Source organism: Kitasatospora nipponensis (assembly GCF_039528135.1).
Lineage (GTDB): Bacteria > Actinomycetota > Actinomycetes > Streptomycetales > Streptomycetaceae > Kitasatospora > Kitasatospora nipponensis.
Map to the genome: position 1 here is coordinate 1 of NZ_BAAALF010000340.1, position 4,303 is coordinate 4,303.

The window sequence follows — 4,303 nt, forward strand, 5'->3', positions numbered from 1 at the left end:
CGCCTCGGTCACCCCCGGTCCGGCCACCTCCGACGCCGTCCTGCACAGCGCCACCGGGCCGATCGGCGCGGTGGCCACCGTCGGGGTCACCGACCGGGGTTGGGGCAGCGCCGTCACGCTGAAGCTGGCCGGGGTGAGCGGGCCGCGCACCTGCGCGCTGCTGGCGGTGCCGGTGGCCGGCCACGGCGGGCCGCAGACGGTCAGCAGCTGGCAGGTGCCGGCCGCCGGCTACGGCCCGCGCTCCGGCGCCGACCTGCAGATCGCCGGCGGGACGGCCTACCACCCCGCCGAACTCGACCACTTCGAGGTGCGCGACCTCGGCAGCGGTCAGCTGCTGGTCTCGATCCCGGCCACCTGACGCCCCGCGCGCAGCCCGGCCGTCGCGCCGCGCAGCGCGACCGCCGGGCGGTGGTGGGGCCGCGGGTGGTCGGGCCGCGGGTGGTCGGGCCGCGGGTGGTGGTGGGCGAGCGCGGCGTGCGGGTCGCCCCCGCCACGGGTGGGGGCCGGGTCGGCGTGCACCAGGGCGCCGGCCAGCCGGGGCAGCGCGTGCAGCAGGGCGTGCTCGGCCTCCACCGCGAGCCGGTGCGCGGCCCGCACGCTGAGCGTGCCGTCCACCTCGATCGCCACCTCCGCGCGCAGCCGGTGCCCCAGCCAGCGCAGCCGCAGCTCGGGGACGCCGCGCACGCCGTCCACCGCGTGCAGGGCCGCCTCGGCGGTGTCCACCAGCGCGGGGTCCACGGCGTCCATCAGCCGCCGCCAGACCTCGCGGGCGGCGTCCCGCAGGACCAGCGCCAGGGCGACGGTGATCAGCAGGCCGACCAGCGGGTCGGCCAGGTGCAGGCCGAGCGCGGCGGCGCCCGCGCCGAGCAGCACAGCCAGCGAGGTGAAGCCGTCGGCGAGGGCGGGCAGGCCGTCGGCGACCAGCGCGGCCGAGCCGATCCGGCGCCCGGTGCGGATCCGGTAGCGGGCCACCCACTCGTTGCCGACGAAGCCGGCCAGCGCGGCGGCGGCCACCGCCGGCAGGTGGGTGACCGGCTGCGGGTGGGCGAGCCGGTCCACCGCGATCCACCCGGCGACGACGGCGGAGACGGCGATGGTGAGCACCACGGCAACGCCCGCGAGGTCCTCCGCGCGGCCGAAGCCGTAGGTGAAGCGGCGGGTGGCGGCGCGGCGGCCGAGCAGGAAGGCGACGGCGAGCGGCACGGCCGTCAGCGCGTCGGCGGCGTTGTGGACGGTGTCGCCGAGCAGCGCGACCGAGCCGGACAGGGCGGCCACCAGGGCCTGCACGGCGGCGGTCAGGGCCAGCACGGCGAGCGAGACCCAGAGCGTGCGCAGGCCGTCGGCGGAGGCTTCCAGCGCGGCGTCGACCTGGTCGGCGCTCTGGTGGCTGTGCGGCCGCAGGGCGTGTGCGAGGCGGTGGCGCAGGGCGGACCAGCGGTGGGGGCGGGGGTGGGGGTGCCCGTGGTCGTGGCTGTGGTCGTGGTCGTGCGCGTGGTCCTGCGGGTGAGCGTGCGGGTGCGGGTGCTGCTGGTGGTCGTGCTGGTCGGTGCTCAACGCGACTCCTCTCGCCGGGGCCGGCCCGAGCCGGTGGACATCACCGGCCCGCGCCCCTCATTATGTGCGTATGAGTGCACGCATGCACCTCTCAGCTGCACATGCTGCGCAGGAGCCTGACGACCGCGAGCGGCTGGCCGTCGCCGCCGAGGTCCTCGGCCTGCTCGCCGACCGCACCCGGCTCGCCCTGCTGCGCCGGCTGGCGGACGGCGAGGCGGACGTGACCACGCTGACCGAGGCCTGCCAGGCGGCCCGGCCCTCGGTCAGCCAGCACCTCGCCAAGCTGCGGCTGGCCGGCCTGGTGAGCACCCGCAAGGAGGGCCGGCGGGTGGTCTACGCGCTGCGCCACGGCCACCTGCGGCGCCTGGTGGCGGAGGCGCTGAACGTCGCCGACCACCAGATCGGCCACCTGCCACCGCACGACTGACGCCGCCCGCCGGCCGCCGCCGCACGACTGGGGGCCGCCGCGCCACGGCCGGTCCCGGTGTCAGTGCCGGCTGCCAGGATCGGGAGATGACGCAGACCCCCGGAACCGAGCCGCTGGCCACCGCCGTCGCCACCTACTGGAACGCCGCCGCCCCCGCCTTCGACGACGAGCCCGACCACGGCCTGCGCGCCGCCGCCACCCGGGCCGCCTGGGCCGCGCGGCTGGCCGGCTGGCTGCCCGCCGGGCCCGCCGACGTGCTGGACGCGGGCTGCGGCACCGGCTCCCTCGCCCTGCTGGCCGCCGCCGACGGTCACCGGGTCACCGGGGTGGACTGCGCCGCCGCGATGATCGACCGGGCCCGCGCCAAGTTCACCGCGGCCGGCCTGCCCGGCACCTTCCTGGTGGGCGACGCCGCCGCGCCGCCCACCGCGCACCGGGCCTTCGACGTGGTGCTGGTGCGCCACCTGCTCTGGACGCTGCCCGACCCGCACGCCGCGCTGCGCGCCTGGGCCGAGCGACTGCGCCCGGGCGGCCGCCTGGTGCTGGTCGAGGGGCGTTGGCGGCAGAGCGCCGACCCCGCGCCGTACGTGCCCGGTGCCGGCGCGTTGCCGTTCGCCGGCGGGGTCGGCGCGCGGACGCTGGCGCAGGCCGTGGAGCCGCTGGCCGCCACCGTGCGGATCGAGCGGCTCGACCAGGAGCCCGCCCTCTGGGGGCACCCGGTGCAGGACGAGCGCTACGCCCTGATCGCCCATCTGTGATCGCTCGGCAACCGCTGCGGCGGGCCGTGGTGGTGCGGCCCGCCGGCTCGCCGGCCGCGGCGCGAGCTTGCTGATCAGGACCGTCGCCGCCTACGGTGTTGTCCGCCGTGGTGTTCGGGAATTCGGTGACGGACCTTCAGGGGTCCCAGACCGGAGCGGCCCTCGCCACTGTGATCAGGGAGTTCCCCCGCCGTACCCGCCGCACTCCGGCGGCGGTCACTGGGCGCGCAAGCGGCCGGGAAGGCCGGGCGGAGGGAGCGTCGGACCTGTCAGCCAGGAGACCGGCCACGGCACCGCGTTACCCATCCACGAGGTGCTGGAGAGGCTGCCCCCGACATGACTCTGCCCGAAACCGCCGCCGCCGCGGCGTCGACGACCGACGCCGCATCGACCCAGGTGCCGGCGGTCTTCCGCTGGCAGCGCAAGGACTGGATACGGACCGGCGGCCTGCTCGCGGTGATCGCCGCCATGCACGTGGTCGCCTTCGGGATCCTGCTGGCGGTGGTGGCGCCGCACCACTACACGATCGGCACCCAGGTCTTCGGCGTCGGCCTCGGGGTCACCGCCTACACGCTGGGCATGCGGCACGCCTTCGACGCCGACCACATCGCGGCCATCGACAACACCACCCGCAAGCTGATGGCCGACGGCAAGCGGCCGGTCTCGGTGGGCTTCTGGTTCGCGCTCGGCCACTCCACCATCGTGGTCGTGCTGGCCGGCCTGGTCGCCGCGGGCGCCCACGTGGTGGGCACGCTCACCGACGACGACTCGGGGGCGCACAAGCTGCTGGGCGTGGTCAGCACCAGCGTCTCCGGCGGGTTCCTCTACCTGATCGCCGCGCTCAACCTGGTCTCGCTGGCCGGGATCTACCGGGTCTTCACGGCGATGAAGGGCGGTCAGTTCGACGAGCACGAGCTGGAGAAGCACCTGGACGGCCGGGGCCTGATGAACCGCGTGCTGGGCCGGCTGACCAAGTCCATCACCCGGCCCGGCCAGATGTACCCGATCGGCCTGCTCTTCGGGATCGGCTTCGACACCGCCACCGAGGTCACCCTGATGGTCATGGCCGGCTCCGGCGCCTCCGCCGGCCTGCCGTGGTACGCGATCCTCTGCCTGCCGCTGCTCTTCGCCTCCGGGATGAGCCTCTTCGACACCCTCGACGGCACCTTCATGAACTTCGCGTACCAGTGGGCCTTCGCCAACCCGGTGCGCAAGGTCTTCTACAACCTCACCATCACCGGCCTCTCCATCGCGGTGGCGTTCCTGATCGGCACGGTCGAGCTGGTCTCGGTGCTGCACGAGCAGCTCGACCTGACCGACCCGGTGACCGGCTGGATCTCCTCCATCAGCCTGAACAGCGCGGGCTACCTGATCACGGCGCTCTTCGTCGCGGTCTGGGCCTGCGCGCTGGGCTACTGGCGCTTCGCCAGGGTGGAGGCCAGGTGGAGCCGCCGAACCGGGCGGTGAGCCCGGCCGGCGGCCTACGGGCAACGCGGGTCAGTGCCAGGTCCAGCTCTGGTTGTCCCAGCCGTTGCAGTCCCAGAGCTGGACCTTGGCGCCGTTG

The 4,303-nt window shown here is 75.6% G+C and carries 4 protein-coding genes, 1 pseudogene and 1 riboswitch; of the genes and pseudogenes, 4 read left to right on the forward strand and 1 reads right to left on the reverse strand.

Features of this window, described 5'->3' with window-relative positions:
- Positions 1–358, forward strand: a pseudogene (locus ABD323_RS39680) (anti-sigma factor family protein); the annotation flags it as partial.
- On the opposite strand, the gene ABD323_RS39685 reads toward ABD323_RS39680, so the two are convergent.
- Positions 328–1,554 (reverse strand): cation diffusion facilitator family transporter, encoded by a 1,227-nt coding sequence (locus ABD323_RS39685; protein WP_344446973.1) that lies wholly within the window; start codon positions 1,552–1,554, stop codon positions 328–330. The pseudogene ABD323_RS39680 and the gene ABD323_RS39685 overlap by 31 nt on opposite strands.
- A gap of 82 nt (positions 1,555–1,636) precedes the next feature.
- On the opposite strand from ABD323_RS39685, the gene ABD323_RS39690 reads away from it, so the two are divergent.
- The 3 genes from ABD323_RS39690 to nicT all read left to right on the forward strand — a co-directional run bounded on the left by ABD323_RS39690 (position 1,637) and on the right by nicT (position 4,206).
- A complete protein-coding gene (locus ABD323_RS39690; RefSeq protein WP_425556325.1) occupies positions 1,637–1,981 on the forward strand; it encodes an ArsR/SmtB family transcription factor in 345 nt (114 codons plus the stop codon).
- 86 nt (positions 1,982–2,067) lie between these two features.
- On the forward strand, positions 2,068–2,739 hold the full coding sequence (locus ABD323_RS39695; protein ID WP_344446975.1) for a class I SAM-dependent methyltransferase: 672 nt from the start codon (positions 2,068–2,070) through the stop codon (positions 2,737–2,739).
- Between the two features lie 91 nt (positions 2,740–2,830).
- A riboswitch (cobalamin riboswitch) is annotated at positions 2,831–3,043 on the forward strand.
- 32 nt (positions 3,044–3,075) lie between these two features.
- Positions 3,076–4,206, forward strand: coding sequence for a Nickel transporter NicT (nicT, locus tag ABD323_RS39700; protein ID WP_344446976.1), 1,131 nt, complete (start codon positions 3,076–3,078; stop codon positions 4,204–4,206).
- The last annotated feature ends 97 nt before the right edge of the window (positions 4,207–4,303 follow it).

Bases quoted from the DNA above. Each gene is read 5' to 3' on its own strand.
- nicT (WP_344446976.1), top strand. From the start codon at position 3,076: ATGACTCTGCCCGAAACCGCCGCCGCCGCGGCGTCGACGACCGACGCC.
- ABD323_RS39690 (WP_425556325.1), top strand. From the start codon at position 1,637: ATGCACCTCTCAGCTGCACATGCTGCGCAGGAGCCTGACGACCGCGAG.
- ABD323_RS39695 (WP_344446975.1), top strand. From the start codon at position 2,068: ATGACGCAGACCCCCGGAACCGAGCCGCTGGCCACCGCCGTCGCCACC.